General features: G+C 57.8%; 13 protein-coding genes. 5 read left to right on the top strand and 8 right to left on the bottom strand.

Going from position 1 to position 16011, the window contains the following annotated elements; translation table 11 throughout:
- Nucleotide 1: 1 nt before the first annotated feature.
- Nucleotides 2-961 (bottom strand): AAA family ATPase, encoded by a 960-nt coding sequence (locus KGA96_RS10035; protein WP_046037167.1) that lies wholly within the window; start codon nt 959-961, stop codon nt 2-4.
- A gap of 269 nt (nt 962-1230) precedes the next feature.
- Entirely contained in the window at nt 1231-1584 is a 354-nt protein-coding gene (locus tag KGA96_RS10030; protein WP_223466941.1) for a hypothetical protein, read from the bottom strand.
- A gap of 169 nt (nt 1585-1753) precedes the next feature.
- On the opposite strand from KGA96_RS10030, the gene KGA96_RS10025 reads away from it, so the two are divergent.
- Complete coding sequence (locus KGA96_RS10025; protein ID WP_223466942.1) at nt 1754-2863, top strand: RHS repeat-associated core domain-containing protein; 1110 nt, start codon at nt 1754-1756, stop codon at nt 2861-2863.
- Between the two features lie 205 nt (nt 2864-3068).
- On the opposite strand, the gene KGA96_RS10020 is transcribed toward KGA96_RS10025, so the two are convergent.
- Nucleotides 3069-4049, bottom strand: a complete 981-nt coding sequence (locus tag KGA96_RS10020; protein WP_223466943.1) for an IS5 family transposase — start codon at nt 4047-4049, stop codon at nt 3069-3071.
- A gap of 489 nt (nt 4050-4538) precedes the next feature.
- Here KGA96_RS10020 and KGA96_RS10015 point away from each other — a divergent pair, with 489 nt between their 5' ends.
- Nucleotides 4539-9434, top strand: coding sequence for an NAD-glutamate dehydrogenase (locus tag KGA96_RS10015; protein ID WP_223512665.1), 4896 nt, complete (start codon nt 4539-4541; stop codon nt 9432-9434).
- Nucleotides 9435-9525: 91 nt separating this feature from the next.
- Here KGA96_RS10015 and KGA96_RS10010 read toward each other — a convergent pair whose 3' ends face one another.
- From KGA96_RS10010 to KGA96_RS09990, 5 genes are all read right to left on the bottom strand, one after another.
- Nucleotides 9526-10128 (bottom strand): hypothetical protein, encoded by a 603-nt coding sequence (locus KGA96_RS10010; protein ID WP_223466947.1) that lies wholly within the window; start codon nt 10126-10128, stop codon nt 9526-9528.
- Nucleotides 10129-10313: 185 nt separating this feature from the next.
- Entirely contained in the window at nt 10314-11024 is a 711-nt protein-coding gene (locus KGA96_RS10005; RefSeq protein ID WP_046037163.1) for a hypothetical protein, read from the bottom strand.
- A gap of 228 nt (nt 11025-11252) precedes the next feature.
- On the bottom strand, nt 11253-11663 hold the full coding sequence (locus KGA96_RS10000) for a cupin domain-containing protein (RefSeq protein WP_046037162.1): 411 nt from the start codon (nt 11661-11663) through the stop codon (nt 11253-11255).
- A gap of 161 nt (nt 11664-11824) precedes the next feature.
- Nucleotides 11825-12118: a putative quinol monooxygenase gene (locus KGA96_RS09995; protein ID WP_046037161.1), complete on the bottom strand. Its 294-nt coding sequence runs from the start codon at nt 12116-12118 to the stop codon at nt 11825-11827.
- A gap of 123 nt (nt 12119-12241) precedes the next feature.
- Nucleotides 12242-13675 (bottom strand): PLP-dependent aminotransferase family protein, encoded by a 1434-nt coding sequence (locus tag KGA96_RS09990; RefSeq protein ID WP_223466949.1) that lies wholly within the window; start codon nt 13673-13675, stop codon nt 12242-12244.
- A 205-nt stretch (nt 13676-13880) separates the two neighbouring features.
- Between KGA96_RS09990 and KGA96_RS09985 the strand changes: the two genes are divergently transcribed.
- The 3 genes from KGA96_RS09985 to KGA96_RS09975 all read left to right on the top strand — a co-directional run bounded on the left by KGA96_RS09985 (nt 13881) and on the right by KGA96_RS09975 (nt 15987).
- Entirely contained in the window at nt 13881-14321 is a 441-nt protein-coding gene (locus KGA96_RS09985; RefSeq protein WP_223466950.1) for a carboxymuconolactone decarboxylase family protein, read from the top strand.
- A gap of 73 nt (nt 14322-14394) precedes the next feature.
- On the top strand, nt 14395-15375 hold the full coding sequence (locus KGA96_RS09980; protein ID WP_223512662.1) for a LysR family transcriptional regulator: 981 nt from the start codon (nt 14395-14397) through the stop codon (nt 15373-15375).
- A gap of 84 nt (nt 15376-15459) precedes the next feature.
- Complete coding sequence (locus tag KGA96_RS09975) at nt 15460-15987, top strand: GNAT family N-acetyltransferase (RefSeq protein ID WP_046037157.1); 528 nt, start codon at nt 15460-15462, stop codon at nt 15985-15987.
- Nucleotides 15988-16011 lie beyond the last annotated feature (24 nt).

Below are 16011 nucleotides of genomic sequence, written 5' to 3'. Positions count from 1 at the left end.
GTCAAGCGACGGCTACGACGTCGAGAATCCGCTGGACCACACGGTCCTGATCGATGCCAGCGGCTTCGGCTTCAAAGGAAAGAATGATGCGATGGCGCAGCACGTCGAACAGCACGGCCTGGATATCTTCCGGGCTGACGAAATCACGCCCGGCCAGCCAGGCGTGGGCGCGGGCGCAGCGGTCCAAGGCAATCGAGCCACGCGGGCTGGCGCCGTAGGCGATCCACTCGGCCATCTCCGGATCGAACTTGGCCGGGGTGCGGGTGGCCATGACCAGTTGCACCAGGTATTCCTCCACGGCGTCGGCCATGTACAGACCGAGGATTTCCTTGCGTGCGACAAATATCGTCTGTTGAGTCACCCGACGCTCAGGCTTCGTTTCACCGTTCAGGGCTTCTCCACGGGCTTGCTGCAGAATCCGGCGCTCAACGGTGGCATCGGGAAAGCCGATTTTCACGTGCATCAGGAACCGGTCGAGTTGGGCTTCCGGCAGCGGATAGGTACCTTCCTGCTCGATGGGGTTTTGCGTGGCCATCACCAGGAACAGCGGCGACAGCTCATAGGTGCTGCGCCCGACACTGACTTGCCGCTCGCCCATGGCTTCGAGCAAGGCCGACTGGACCTTGGCCGGGGCGCGGTTGATTTCGTCCGCCAGTACCAGGTTGTGGAAGATCGGACCTTGCTGGAACACGAAACTGCCGGTTTCCGGGCGGTAGATTTCCGTACCGGTAATGTCGGCCGGCAACAGGTCGGGGGTGAACTGGATGCGGTGGAACTGGGCCTCGATGCCTTCGGCAAGTTCTTTGATGGCCTTGGTCTTGGCCAGGCCAGGAGCCCCCTCGACCAGCATGTGGCCGTCGGCGAGCAGGGCGATGAGCAACCGCTCGATGAGTTTTTCCTGGCCGAGAATCTGCGTTGAAAGAAAGGTTCGCAGCGCCAGCAGCGCTTCACGATGTTCCATCGATGACTGTTCCTGCAAAAGGGTGGCCGAGAACGTTTGAAATACGCCAGGGCTGGGGGCGTTACTTTAATCCATCGCGGGCGCCGCCGACTAACGGCATTTTGCGCAAAGTGCGGGAAATGATTGGGGCAATTGGCGGTTTTTTATAGCGGGGGTGTGATTGGGTAGCTTTGCTGGCCCCATCGCGAGCAGGCTCGCTCCTACATTGACGGGGTACGACGATCAATTGTAGGAGTGAGCCTGCTCGCGATGAGGGCCGATCAACCATCTCAAATCTGGCTGATAAAGGTGCCAGTGCCTTTCAGAATGTTCTGCAAGGTTTCTTCCACTTCGGCCAGATCCACCATGTCCGGATCAAAAGTGATCTCCAGCACATCATCCCCATTCAGCGCATCGGCATCCGCCGCCGCAATTTCGATCTTCAGCAGGGAAGGGCTCAGGGTGACTTTCACACCGTCCAGGGTCGAGGGTTCGCCGTCGAGGGTGATTTCCAGCTCGTCTTCATCCGGGTAGCGGCTCATCAGGAACATTTCGCCCTGGTCGCTATGGCAGCAGAGCATGGCCATGTTGTCTTCTTCGTCGTCGCAAGGGTTGACGATCAAGAGGGCGGTGGTCATTTGCATATGAGAAGTCCTGGCGCTGGGAGCGGAGTTGGCGGGCGAAACGTGATTTTGCCAGTCTCGACGAAATTTTGCTGGACTGAGTTAAACCTAGCAGTTCTGCTAGTTGTTGTTTTCGTCACAACGATCGACAGTAGTGGGCGTTTGCTGATCCCGGTTTCGGAGGCTCGCCATGTCCAATACGTGGAAAACGCATTTGATCCATTATCGATACGACGCACTGGATCGCTTGGCCAGTCATGTTGAACTGAATAATCCAGAGTGTCAGCGCTTCTACTGCGACAGCCGTCTGGTCACCGAAATAGAAGGGAGTGAGCGACTTTCGATTGTTCAGCACGGCGATCAACTGTTGGCGCAGCAACAACGTCAGAGCAGTGACATCTCTAGCACGTTACTGGCCACCGATCTGCAGCGCTCTGTCTTTAATGCGCTTCAAGCGAGCTTACAGCAAACCACCGCCTACTCGCCCTACGGTCATCGCTCCTCCGCAAATGGATTGCTCAGTTTATTGGGTTTCAATGGTCAAAAACTGGATCCAGTGACCGGGCATTATTTGTTGGGAAATGGCTATCGATCTTTTAACCCTGTACTGATGCGATTTAACAGTCCAGATAATTTAAGCCCTTTTGATAAAGGCGGGTTGAATGCGTATGCGTATTGCGCAGGAGATCCGGTTAATAGGAACGATTCTACGGGGCATTTTTTTTCAGCGGTCGCGACTGCATTCACTAAAGTTAAAGCCCGATATCTATCGTTTGTATCCGGTGAACATGTAAAGCCGGTAAAAAATTTCACAAGGATTTCCGAAGGGTTGGTTGTTTTTGTAGATAGATACAAGGGTGGCCCTAGGCTCAATATCTATGGTCACGGGGCAGAAATAGGAGGAGTTCTGAAGGAGAAAAACATCCTCTTAGGTCCCAAAGGCCTTTCTGATCATATAAAAAGTACCGGTTTTCAGTTTGAGTCGTTTGATAGTGCTCGCCTGTTGACCTGTCATTCAGGCAACGGGTTTATACATGAACTGAATCCGTCGGCAGCACCATTCGGCCAACTGTTCTCTGACTATTCAGGGCTCCCCGTAAAAGCCTATAAGGGGACGTTTTTAGGGGGAGGGGTCACGTCTCGGATTCATCAATTAAAAGTCGGTGAGACCTCTGCCCGTATCGAGTATTTCAGAATCGATAAGAACCCTGAATCCAAGCCATCTAAATTGTTTGATGTGGTTTACGATCCCGTCAGCTTTCAACCTACAAAACACAAACAAAATCTTCGAACTAAATGATTTTAACGATGCAACTCGGATCGTCGTCGAGTCGTGGGATGTTGATGCAGCTCCCGCTAAGGAAGGTCTGAAGTAGTCACGCTTTTCTGGCTGACTTCAGCCTCCGCTGATTTTGAAAACGGCGAATCGACCAAAACGATCAGATCATCCGCTTATTTCTGAGCTTTTAGCCGCCGCGAGCACCTCGCAACGGTCATTTCCCACATTACAGGCGCACCTCTCCTGTACTGGTCAGTAAATGTCGGCGTGCCATCCACAGATTCGACAGAGCGAATAGCGTCACCAGTTGCGCGGTGTTTTTGGCCAGGCCACGGAAGCGCGTTTTCACAAAACCGAACTGGCGCTTGACCACCCGAAACGGGTGCTCGACTTTGGCGCGTACCTGGGCCTTGGCCTTCTCGATCTTGCGCTTGGCTTTGTATAGAGCGCTACGCTTACCCAGCTTCTTGTAAGTACTGCGGCGTGCCGCGATCTGCCAGATCACCTCGCGCCCATCATGCTCGGTACGTTTCTCGACGCCGGTATAACCGGCATCGGCGCAGACCACGTTCTCCGCACCGTGTAGCAGTTTGTCGACCTGAGTGACATCCGCCACGTTGGCGGCTGTGCCCACCACGCTGTGCACCAGACCTGACTCGTCATCCACACCGATGTGCGCTTTCATGCCGAAATAGTACTGGTTGCCCTTCTTGGTTTGGTGCATTTCTGGATCGCGTTTACCGTCCTTGTTCTTGGTCGAGCTGGGCGCATTGATCAGCGTGGCATCGACAATGGTGCCTTGGCGCAACGACAACCCTCGGTCACCCAAATAGCCATTGATCACGGCCAGGATGCCGGCAGCTAGCTCGTGTTTCTCCAGCAGTCGGCGGAAGTTGAGGATGGTGGTTTCGTCGGGAATACGCTCCAGATTCAGCCCGGCGAACTGCCGCAGGATGGTGGTCTCGTACAGCGCTTCCTCCATCGCTGGATCGCTGTAACCGAACCAATTCTGCATCAAATGTACACGCAGCATCGTCATCAACGGATAAGCCGGACGACCGCCTTCACCCTTCGGGTGGAACGGCTCGATCAGTTTGATCAAGCCGTTCCACGGCACCACCTGATCCATCTCGATCAAGAACAACTCTTTGCGGGTCTGCTTACGCTTGCCTGCGTACTCGGCGTCAGCGAAGGTCATCTGTTTCATCGGAAAACTCGGCGGGTGGAGTCCTGGTATTTTGCCAAAATCAGGAAGTCTTCTTCAGAATTTCCCTAAGAATTCGCCAGCCCAAGAACTGTATAAACCCAGGTCTGGATTTCTGGCACATCCGTGCCATAAGACGGACAAAAATCGCCAAATTTTTCGAGCGACTGCTAGTGTTGTTCGATGCGCATGCCTTGAACTGCGTACCGTTGACCGAATATGTCGCAGCATCGCAAGCACGGGCCTTGCCGCACTGGTTAAGCTGCGCAACGGATGAGCACCCGTAAAGACATTGCGCTGCACGCAGTCCAGTCGTTTTTGCAGATGCCCATTCACGGAAGGTGAATGTGACCCGAGTGTCCCGTCCAGCTTCACCCACCTGTCACCCTGTTTCCTCTGCCCGAGAATCAGGAACGGGGTGACGGGTAGCCCCGAACAGGGGTTTTGCACGCGACGCTTCCATCAATAACAAGCCCAAGCGGAGTACCACAGATGGCGTTCTTCACCGCAGCCAGCAAAGCCGACTTCCAGCACCAACTGCAAGCGGCACTGGCGCAGCACATCAGTGAACAGGCACTGCCACAAGTGGCGCTGTTCGCTGAACAATTCTTCGGCATCATTTCCCTTGACGAGCTGACCCAGCGTCGGTTGTCCGACCTCGCTGGCTGCACCCTTTCTGCATGGCGCTTGCTTGAGCGCTTTGATCACGCGCAGCCGCAAGTGCGCGTCTACAACCCCGATTACGAACGCCACGGCTGGCAGTCGACCCACACCGCGGTCGAAGTGCTGCACCACGACTTGCCTTTCCTGGTCGACTCGGTGCGTACCGAGCTGAACCGCCGCGGCTATAGCATCCATACCCTGCAAACCACCGTGCTGAGCGTTCGTCGTGGCAGCAAGGGCGAGTTGCTGGAAATCCTGCCTAAAGGCTCCCAGGGCGACGACATTCTGCAAGAGTCGCTGATGTACCTGGAAATCGACCGCTGCGCCAACACCGCCGAGCTCAATGTGCTGAGCAAAGAGCTGGAGCAGGTGCTCGGTGAAGTCCGTGTGGCCGTCGGCGATTTCGAGCCGATGAAGGCCAAGGTCCAGGAAATCCTGACCAAGCTGGACAACAGCCAGTTCGCCGTCGATGGCGACGAGAAGAGCGAAATCAAGAGCTTCCTGGAATGGCTGGTGGGCAACCACTTCACCTTCCTCGGTTATGAAGAGTTCGTGGTCAGCGATGAAGCTGATGGCGGCCATATCGTCTACGACAAGGACTCCTTCCTCGGCCTGACCAAGCTGCTGCGTGCCGGCCTGACCTACGATGACCTGCGCATCGAAGACTACGCCGTGAACTACCTGCGCGAACCGACCCTGCTGTCGTTTGCCAAGGCTTCGCACCCAAGCCGTGTCCACCGTCCGGCTTACCCGGATTTCGTGTCGATCCGTGAAGTTGACGCCGACGGCAAGGTCGTCAAGGAATGCCGTTTCATGGGCCTGTACACCTCGTCGGTGTATGGCGAGAGCGTGCGGGTGATCCCGTACATCCGCCGCAAGGTCGAGGAAATCGAACACCGTTCAGGCTTCCAGGCCAAGGCTCACTTGGGCAAGGAACTGGCACAGGTGCTCGAAGTGCTGCCGCGCGACGATCTGTTCCAGACCCCGGTGGACGAGCTGTTCAGCACCGTGATGTCGATCGTGCAGATCCAGGAACGCAACAAGATTCGCGTGTTCCTGCGCAAAGACCCGTACGGCCGTTTCTGCTACTGCCTGGCCTACGTGCCGCGTGACATCTATTCCACCGAAGTGCGCCAGAAGATCCAGCAAGTGCTGATGGATCGCCTGAAAGCCTCGGACTGCGAGTTCTGGACCTTCTTCTCCGAGTCCGTGCTGGCCCGCGTGCAGCTGATCCTGCGCGTCGACCCGAAAAACCGCCTCGACATCGACCCGCTGCTGCTGGAAAAAGAAGTGGTGCAGGCCTGCCGCAGCTGGCAGGACGACTACGCCGCGCTGACCGTTGAAAGCTTCGGTGAAGCCCACGGCACCAACGTGCTGGCCGATTTCCCGAAAGGCTTCCCGGCTGGTTACCGCGAGCGTTTCGCAGCCCACTCGGCTGTGGTCGACATGCAGCACCTGCTGAGCCTCAACGAAAAAAATCCGCTGGTGATGAGCTTCTATCAGCCGCTGGGCCAGGTGTCCGGCCAGCGCATGCTGCATTGCAAGCTGTACCACGCTGACACCCCGCTGGCGCTGTCCGACGTCCTGCCGATCCTGGAAAACCTCGGCCTGCGTGTGCTGGGTGAGTTCCCGTATCGCCTGCGCCACAACAGTGGCCGCGAGTTCTGGATTCACGATTTCGCGTTCACCGCTGCCGAAGGCCTGGAGCTCGACATCCAGCAACTCAACGACACGCTGCAGGACGCCTTTGTCCACATCGTGCGTGGCGAAGCCGAGAACGACGCGTTCAACCGTCTGGTACTGACCGCCGGTCTGCCATGGCGCGACGTTGCACTGCTGCGTGCCTACGCCCGCTACATGAAGCAGATTCGTCTGGGCTTCGATCTGGGCTACATCGCCAGCACCCTGAACAACCACACCGACATCGCTCGCGAGTTGACCCGGTTGTTCAAGACTCGCTTCTACCTGGCGCGCAAGCTGACCGGCGACGATCTGGACGACATGCAGCAACGCCTGGAACACGCGATCCTCAGCGCCCTGGACGACGTCCAGGTACTGAACGAAGACCGCATCCTGCGTCGCTACCTGGACCTGATCAAGGCCACCCTGCGCACCAACTTCTACCAGACCGACGCCAACGGCCATAACAAGTCGTACTTCAGCTTCAAGTTCAACCCGCACTTGATCCCTGAACTGCCGAAGCCGGTACCGAAGTTCGAAATCTTCGTTTACTCGCCGCGCGTCGAAGGTGTGCACCTGCGTTTCGGCAACGTGGCTCGTGGCGGCCTGCGCTGGTCCGACCGTGAAGAAGACTTCCGTACCGAAGTCCTGGGCCTGGTAAAAGCCCAGCAAGTGAAGAACTCGGTGATCGTGCCGGTGGGTGCGAAGGGCGGTTTCCTGCCGCGCCGCCTGCCACTGGGCGGCAGTCGTGACGAGATCGCGGCCGAGGGCATCGCTTGCTACCGCATCTTCATTTCGGGCCTGTTGGACATCACCGACAACCTGAAAGACGGCGCCCTGGTGCCACCGGCCAACGTCGTGCGTCATGACCACGATGACCCGTACCTGGTAGTGGCCGCGGACAAGGGCACTGCGACCTTCTCCGACATCGCCAACGGCATCGCCATCGAGTACGGCTTCTGGCTGGGTGACGCGTTTGCGTCCGGTGGTTCGGCCGGTTACGACCACAAGAAGATGGGCATCACCGCCAAGGGCGCGTGGGTCGGCGTACAGCGCCACTTCCGCGAGCGCGGCATCAATGTCCAGGAAGACAACATCACTGTGGTGGGTGTCGGCGACATGGCCGGTGACGTGTTCGGTAACGGCTTGCTGATGTCCGACAAGCTGCAACTGGTCGCAGCGTTCAACCACCTGCACATCTTCATCGACCCGAACCCTGAGCCGGCGTCGAGCTTCGCCGAGCGTCAGCGCCTGTTCGACCTGCCGCGTTCAGCCTGGTCGGACTACGACACCAGCCTGATGTCCGAAGGTGGCGGCATCTTCTCCCGTAGCGCGAAAAGCATTGCGATTTCCCCGCAAATGCAGGAACGCTTCGACATCTCGGCCGACAAGCTGACCCCGACCGAACTGCTGAACGCCTTGCTCAAGGCACCGGTGGATCTGCTGTGGAACGGCGGTATCGGTACTTACGTCAAGGCCAGCACTGAAAGCCACACCGATGTCGGCGACAAGGCCAACGATGCACTGCGCGTGAACGGCAACGAACTGCGCTGCAAAGTCGTGGGCGAGGGCGGTAACCTGGGCATGACCCAACTGGGTCGCGTCGAGTTCGGTCTCAATGGCGGTGGTTCCAACACCGACTTCATCGACAACGCCGGCGGCGTTGACTGTTCCGACCACGAAGTGAACATCAAGATCCTGCTGAACGAAGTGGTTCAGGCCGGCGACATGACTGACAAGCAACGTAACCAGTTGCTGGCGAGCATGACCGACGAAGTCGGTGGTCTGGTGCTGGGCAACAACTACAAGCAGACTCAGGCCCTGTCCCTGGCAGCCCGTCGCGCCTTGCCGCGGATTGCCGAATACAAGCGCCTGATGAACGACCTGGAAGGCCGTGGCAAGCTGGATCGCGCCATCGAGTTCCTGCCGGCCGAAGATGCAATCAACGAGCGCATCGCGGCAGGCCATGGCCTGACCCGTGCCGAGCTGTCGGTGCTGATCTCGTACAGCAAGATCGACCTCAAGGAGCAATTGCTGGGCTCCCTGGTGCCGGACGACGACTACCTGACCCGCGACATGGAAACCGCTTTCCCGCCAACGCTGGTGAGCAAGTTCTCCGCGGCCATGCGTCGTCACCGTCTGAAGCGCGAAATCGTCAGCACCCAGATCGCCAACGATCTGGTCAACCACATGGGCATCACTTTCGTTCAACGACTCAAAGAGTCGACCGGCATGAGCCCGGCGAACGTAGCCGGCGCTTATGTGATCGTTCGCGACATTTTCCATCTCCCGCACTGGTTCCGTCAGATCGAGAACCTGGACTACCAGGTCTCCGCCGACGTGCAACTGGAGCTGATGGATGAGCTGATGCGTCTGGGGCGTCGCGCCACGCGCTGGTTCCTGCGTGCCCGTCGCAACGAGCAGAACGCTGCCCGTGACGTCGCGCACTTCGGTCCGCATCTGAAGGAGTTGGGCCTCAAGCTCGACGAACTGCTGATCGGCCCGATCCGCGAAACCTGGCAGGCGCGTTACCAGGCCTACGTCGAAGCCGGTGTGCCGGAGCTGCTGGCGCGCATGGTGGCTGGCACCTCGCACCTGTACACCCTGTTGCCGATCATCGAGGCCTCCGACGTGACCGGCCAGGACCCGGCGGACGTGGCCAAGGCGTACTTCGCCGTGGGCAGCGCGCTGGACATCACCTGGTACCTGGCGCAGATCAGCGCTCTGCCGGTTGAAAACAACTGGCAGGCCCTGGCCCGTGAAGCGTTCCGCGATGACGTCGACTGGCAGCAACGCGCGATCACCATCTCGGTCCTGCAACAGGGCGACGGCACCCAGGACGTGGAAGCACGGCTCTCCCTGTGGATGGCGCAGAACGAAAGCATGATCGAGCGCTGGCGTGCCATGCTGGTGGAAATCCGTGCCGCCAGCGGCACTGACTACGCCATGTACGCGGTGGCCAACCGCGAACTGCTTGACCTGGCGTTGAGCGGTCAATCGGTAGTGCCTGCCGCTGTCGCCGTCGAGCTGGAACCAGCTGCCTGATCAGGCGTTGAATGAAAAAGCCCCGCATTGAAAGATGCGGGGCTTTTTTTTGTTCAAGAGGTAGCGATTGGTTTGAATACACGTCGATACATCAAGGATAAGGTGTCGAGAGTCTCGGTGAGACTGTATGCCTCTCGAGGATATTTAACTGGAATTTCACAATGTCTCCTGCACGGTCAGTAAAAGTAGAGTAGCGGTGGGTGTAGCTGTCCGTGCCCCCGTTTATTTGTTTCCTGATTATTCCTGCATTGCGAGCTTTCAAGTAAACAGTCGATGTGTCAGAGCTCAAATCATCGAGGGTGATGATGTTGTGATCAGCATCCAGCAAGTTGAATGACGCGGTGTTCGCTCCAGCGGGCGGAAGGGCAAGCAGACAACCCTCGTCGTTTCTGCTGATGTATTGTTGATAATAAGGGTTGCTGACTATTTTCATATTGTAATGGTCGTCGTAGCACTCGAAATGTACAACCACGGTGTTTTTGGTTCGGATGGAATACGCAACGCGAACCATTTTGTTAGTGGATGGGTCAAGAACGAATACGGGTGGACGATAGTCGCTTTGAGCTGTAAGGATTTGTTTCAGTATCGGTTCTCTATTGAAAAGCTTGTGTGGCTTGAATTCCTGAAGAAAAGTAATGGGGCTGCCACCGCAAGTAAGGCGTGCGATAAATGAGCGTTTTTCACCTGTGTTCATAAATAGTCCTTTATTTAATGTGTTGCATTCCCTAGGTGGACGCCCAGAATATCGCCAGTCAGATCGATCGCGCTGTAGTTAATTGTTTCGTGTGTTTTCGCAGCGCTATTTCGTGAACCTGCAATTACATTGATGTGGTCAGCCCCGTCGTTTGAAGAACAAGGCTGATCACCATAAATGTGCGCTCAGAAGGTCTTGCGGTTTGTTGCGGTTTCGGTTGACGAAAGGTTGTTTGTCGGGTGGGTCATCATACTGTTGAGCGACTGGTCAAACTTCTGCAATGCCCGTACCTGCACATTCTGTTGCTCGTTGATATCGGCAACGATCTCTTCGCTGCGCTTGTAGTCGGCCCATACCGGACTCAGCGCTTTGCCGTCATGACCTTGTGCAGTCCCGATGTAGTTGAAGTTGCGATCATAGAAGTCCGCGCTGACTTTGGACTCGACATCCGAACTGCGTGAGGTGATCAATTGGCTGCGGCTGTCGACGATGGCCACCACATCCGGTTTAGCGGCCTTGAGGCTTTGCATGTCCGGGTAAACCGTCACTGAACCAAACTGGCGTTGCAGCGAGGCCTTGACCCAGTCCACCGCCAGGTCGGGTTTCGAGGTGGCGACATAGGCATCGTGAATCGGTTGTACCAGCAGGCTCTGGCCGAAACCGGTGCCGGCGTTGGCCTGGTAGTCCTGAAGATAGGCACGGTTGGCCTGGGTGTTGCGGCTGTACACGACGCCCAGCGACACCTGGCTGCCGTTGGGGATGCGGGTCGCGTTGCTGCGGCCCACCGGTTCGGTGAAGACTCCGTCCAGTGAAGACACCGCGGTAGGTGCGGTAGGAATCGAACAGCCAGCCAGGAGAGCGGTCATCGTCAACGTACTGACAAGCGCAAGTTTCATGGTGTTTCTCCAGTGAAACAACTTGGTCGAAAGTTGAAGTTGCCGGCGATGTGCCGACGGAGACTCAAGACTAAACCCTGGATGATTTATTTAAATAGCCAATGTCCGCACTTGTCAGGCGACCAATAGTTTTGTTTGGTTTAAACGTCTTCGGTTAATTGCGTGAGGAAATAAAAAGGCCCGAATTCGCGATTTGAGCCTTTTTATTTATAGCTGTACGTTCAGCCATCAGTGTTCCAGTGGGATCAACACCTTCTGGTCGGGGGCCAATACCATGAACACCAGCAACTTTGCCGGCTGGGTCGCGCTGGCGTTTTTCGACACCATGTGCTCCGAACCCGCCGGCTCATACCAGAACTCTCCGGGCTTGTAGGTTTTCGCTGGCTGGCCCTTCACCTGGGAGGTGATTTCTCCGGAAAGGACATAGGCCATGGTGGTGCCGTCGTGTTTGTGGGCGATGGAAGACTGACCGGGTTGGTAGTCGACTTCGATCATCATCGCTTTTTGGCCAGGGATGTTCTTCAGCATTTCGTCCTGCAAAACGGTGACCTTTTCCGAAGGATCATGGGCAAAGGCCGATGTCGACACAGTCAGGGCCAGGGCAGCGAGGGGGGCAGCACAGAAACGCAACACGTTCATGGTTCTTTACCTGCGGTGGGTTAGTTGTCGAAAACAACAGTAGTCCGCAAGCAGTAGAGGTTAAACAGCCAATATTCTGGAAGGCGAGGGGACCAATTGCAGAAGGGCCAATGGAGAAAAAAAGATGGTGAGGGAGCAAGCTCCCTCGCCACAGGAAATGGTTAAACGATCGGAAAACTGTTGAAGTCCACGGCATTGGCCAACTGGCTATCGATCAGGCTGATAAAGCCCTGGACTTCCGGGCAGTTGAAATGCGATCGCATGGCCGCTTCCGATTGCCAGTGGGCGCTGACGGTCCAGCGATTGGTGTCCTCGGGGCAGCGGTCGACCATATAGGATTCACAGCCAGGAAGTTCACGCAGGGTTTCGACAATCTTCTGCAGTTGCTTACCCAGTTCATCCGAGCGGCCGGCGGCGGCCTGCACCTGTACGGTATTGATCACTTCATGGGACATTGCTCACACTCCTGAATCAGGTCGGACGAATCCTGCTCATTGAGGGATAACGCCTATGCAGGATAGGCCCGGCCCCCGGGACCGCCAATAGCCAATTGCCAGATAAAACCGCAGGCCAATCCGTCAGGCCACCTGCTGCAGGATGTCGCGCAAACGGTCCAGGGCGATGTCGATGTCGAGGGTTTCGATGGCGCCAAAACCGAAGAAAAGCCCGGCCTTTGGCGCTTGCTGATAGAAAAAGCTGTCGATGGCATAGAGCCCGACTTCGACTTTTTTCGCCAGTTCGATCACCAATGGAATATCCATCGGCACTTTGCACATCACCACCATGTGGAATCCGGCGGTGGACGGCACCGCCTCCAGCCAGGGCGAAAGATCGCCCGCCATCCGCATCAGGATCCGTTCGCGGCGCCCGGCATAGACCGTATGGCAGCGCCGGATGTGCTTGAGCAGGCAGCCTTCGGCGATGAACTTGGCCAGCGCCCATTGTGGCAGGGTCGAAGTGTGCAGGTCGGTGAGCTGTTTGGCGCGTACCACGGCCTCGAGGATCGCTGGCGGCAGGATCCCATAGCCGAGCCGCAGTTCCGGCAACAGGGTTTTGGAGAACGTCCCGACGTAGGCAACGATCCCCCGTTCATCCATGCTCTGCAGGGAATCGGTGGGGCGGCCTTCATAGCGGAACTCGCTGTCGTAGTCGTCCTCGATGATGATCGCACCCAGCTCATGGGCCTTGGCCAGCAGCGCTTCCCGGCGCGCCTGGCTCATGGGCATGCCCAGCGGGAACTGGTGCGACGGGGTGACATAGATCAGGCGAGTGCCGCGAGGAATCTGGTCCACCACAATGCCTTCGGCGTCCACTGGCACGCCAATCACCGTGGCGCCGTGGGTGCCGAACAGCAGGCGCGCCGGCGGGTAGCCGGGGTCTTCCATGGCGACCAGGCTGCCCGGACTGATCAGCACCCGGGCAATCAGGTCCAGCGCCTGTTGCGCGCCGTTGCACACCACCACATCCTCATCCTGACAATTGACCCCGCGGGAGAACGCGATGTGCTGCGCAATGGCGTTACGCAGCGCCGGCAAGCCCTCGGGCAAGCTGTATAAGCCCTTGGAACTGGAAATCTGGCGCAGTGCATGGGAGGTGCAGCGCCGCCAGTCATCCTGGGGAAACTGGCCCTTGCTGGTGGCGCCACCAATGAAGTCGTAGCGCAGCGAGCCTTCCAGGGTCGGATGACGCAGAAACACCGGAAGGTTGCGCCAGGACTCGATCACCTCGAAGCCGCCCAGCTCGGTATGGCTCTGTTTACGCTGCACCTTCGACGAGCGCGCGTTGACGTAGGTACCTTTGCCGACCACCCCGGTGAGGAAGTTTTCGTAGGTCAGCTGGGCGTAGGTGTCGGAAATGGTCTTGCGCGAAATACCCAGTTGTTCGGCCAGCAAGCGGCTGGGCGGCAGTTGCGTTCCGGCGGTCAGGCGACCGGACTCGATGGCGCTGCGCAGTTGGTTGTACAGCTGGCCGGCCAGGTCCTTGCGGCCGTTGATGACAACATGTAGTTCCATACCGGCGAGGCTCCGGGGTTGTTGAGGCGCGTGTGCGTCGCGCAAGATTACCCTTATCCGCTCGTGGTACAGAAGTTGTGCAGTGGAAAAACCGTCGATTGGTCTGGTGGCGGTGGTCCCCGGGGAAATCGCCCGATTGGATCTGTCATGCCTGCACGCCAGCGACTACCGTGAAGTTCACCTAACGGTTGCACGAGATCGATCCATGAACCCCCGTCTGGATTACTACAGCGCGTCCCCCAAGGCGATGAAAGCCATGATCGCCATGGAGGCCCTGACCAGCAGCCTGAGCATCGAGCAGGGCCTGCTGCATCTGATCAAGATTCGTGCTTCGCAGCTCAATGGCTGCGCCTTTTGCACCGACATGCACTCGGTGGATGCACGGCGCCTGGGCGAAAGCGACCGGCGTCTGTATTCCATTGTGGTTTGGCGCGACAGCAACTTTTTCAATCCCCGGGAAAGAGCAGCGCTGGCCTGGACCGAGGCGGTCACGTTGCTCTCCGAAGGCCATGTGCCGGACGATGTCTACGCGCAAACCCGGGAGCAGTTCAACGCAAGCGAAATGGTCGACCTGACCATCGCCGTCACCACCATCAATAGCTGGAATCGCCTGGCCGTGAGCTTCCGGCAGACACCCAGCGCCTGAGTCATTGTCACAGCAGCTTCATGAACGATCCGCAGGATGCACCTGTCAGTGTCAGATCGACAGGGAGTCCTCAATGTCATTCATGGAAGCCAGCACCCACCAGGGGGCTGCGGAGTATCGTGTCGCTTTCGATAAAAACGCGTCCTGGCGCCAGTTGGCGGCGGCTATCGACCCCGAACTGGCGCTGTGTTTCACCGTCAGCGCCCGTTGCGGTTGCTTCATGCAGGCCGCCCGCAGTCTCAACATCAAGGCCACCCGCCTGCGCAGGCAACTGGTACTGCTTGAAACGCAACTCCAGTGTTCGCTGTTCAACCATTCTGACAATGGTTTCAGCCTCAGCCGCGACGGCTTGCGCTTGCACGCCCAATTGATCGCCCTGGCCCATGAGCGCAATTTTCCGGTGATCCAGCAGCCGTTGATTCGCCTGGCCGTGGCGGATTCGATCCTGCATGACATTCTCGGACGTGACCTGGTTGCATTGCTGCGGCGCAACGCCAGCGTGCGCCTGGACATCATGACCCTCGACAGCGAATTGGCATTGCAGGCGGTCAGCGCCGACGTGGTGGTGTGGCTGGGCGAGAGCGGATCGCCGTTACCGGGGCCTAGCTTTGTCACCACAGAACCCCGGCACCTGGCGCAACTGGAATACCTGCCGCATATTGCCAAGCGCTACTCGCGGGTTGCTTCCAGGCCGGAATGCCTGGATGAACTGGCCGATTTTCTCCTGGTGCAATGGCGGCAGGACTGTCAGGTTGAGAGCTTCCGGCCATGGAATGCACTGGTGGACCAGCGCTTGGCCGGGGCGGTGCAACTGCAATCCAAGGAACTGATGCTGGAGATGATCCGTTGCAGTGCCTGCATCGGCCTGTTGCCGCACTACATGAGCCATTTCGACCGTGGGCTGATTGCCTTGCCGGGGCTGTTTGAACAGCCAATGCGGCGTCAGGTGTGGATGGCGGTCAACGCCCATTCCGGGGACGACGTGCAGGTACGGATGATCGTCGAGTTGATTGAAAACACCTTCAGCGAGCGCCGGGAATGGTTCGAAAGCTGAGCGCGATCAAAATGTGGTTCTCGCCACACTGGAAGGTAGCGTTATAGAGTGAACGGCCATGTCTGCTTCAAGGATGATTCACCCATGCCAGCCACCGAACCCGTTATCACCCTCGAACGCTTCAACGAATCCCACATCGAAGGCATTACGGCGCTGTACAACGATCCCGCAATCGCCCGTCAAACCCTGCAAATGCCGTTTCAGTCCACCGAACTCTGGCGAAATCGCCTGGCGCTGGATAACGAACGCCTGGTGAAAGTGGTGGCCCTGCATCAAGGCACGGTCGTCGGCAATATTGGCCTGGAGCAGTTCTCACGCATTCGTCGCAGCCATGCCGGCAGTTTCGGCATGGGCGTTGCGGTGGCGTGGCAGGGTAAGGGCGTGGGCTCGAAGTTGCTTGCGACGGCGCTGGATATCGCCGACAACTGGATGAATCTGCAGCGCATCGAGCTGTCGGTGTATGCCGACAACGAAGCGGCCATTGCCCTGTACCGCAAGTTCGGCTTCGAAACCGAGGGCCTGTTCCGTGATTACGCCGTGCGTGACGGCGTATTGGTGGACACCTTGAGCATGGCGCGCCTGCGTCGCCCGCCCAAGGGCAGGGTGCTGTGATCAGGCGAGTGTCCCGTGGATCCG

This window comes from Pseudomonas sp. GL-R-26 (assembly GCF_019947365.1).
Taxonomy (GTDB): Bacteria; Pseudomonadota; Gammaproteobacteria; order Pseudomonadales; family Pseudomonadaceae; genus Aquipseudomonas.
The sequence above is the reverse complement of the archived record's forward strand: the minus strand, read 5'-3'. Positions and strand labels throughout refer to the sequence as shown.